Annotated in this window: 1 protein-coding gene; it reads left to right on the plus strand. The window is 48.9% G+C overall.

Annotated features, from left to right (window positions below; translation table 11 throughout):
- The coding region (locus PGQ33_RS16695) for a phosphoenolpyruvate-utilizing N-terminal domain-containing protein (RefSeq protein WP_270206122.1) at positions 1 to 773 on the plus strand (773 nt) is incomplete at both ends.

Consider the following 773-nt stretch of genomic DNA (forward strand, 5'->3'; position numbering starts at 1 on the left):
GAGGTGGCACGTTTTGAGGATGCCCAGGAGACTGCGATCGCACAGCTCGGTGAGTTGTATGACAAGGCAATGGAAGATGTAGGAGAAGCCAATGCGGCAATTTTTGAAGTACATCAGATGATGCTGATGGATCTGGATTATGTGGATTCGATTAAGAATATTATTACCACCCAGGAAGTCAACGCAGAGTATGCTGTTGCGACGACAGGAGATAACTTCTCCCAGATGTTTGCATCTATGGATGATGCTTACATGCAGGGACGTGCGGCCGATGTAAAAGATGTATCGGACCGACTTCTCGGTATCCTTTCGGATGCCGGGGAAAGCGGTGTTGTGGCAGATGAACCGGTGATCGTGGCAGCAGATGATCTGGTACCGAGTGAGACTGTTCAGCTTGACAAGTCCAAAGTGCTTGCATTTGCAACCATGTACGGATCAGCAAATTCCCATACGGCAATCCTTGCAAGGACCATGAACATCCCGGCCGTTATTGGTCTGGGAGAAGGGCTTGCAAAAGAATATGACGGACATATGGCAGCCATCGACGGCTTTACCGGGACCATCTACATTGATCCGGATGAAGAGACCATGAAGGCTATGACCGAAAAGCGCGAAGAAGACCGCAGACAGAAAACACTTCTGGAAGAACTGAAGGGCAAAGAGAATGTCACCCTTTCCGGACAGAAGATCAATGTCTATGCGAATATCGGTAATCTTTCCGATGTGGGCGCCGTACTTAAAAATGATGCAGGAGGGATCGGACTTTTCCGAAG

The organism is Coprococcus sp. AM100_B19A (assembly GCF_027662015.1).
GTDB classification, from domain to species: Bacteria; Bacillota; Clostridia; order Lachnospirales; family Lachnospiraceae; genus Allocoprococcus; species Allocoprococcus comes.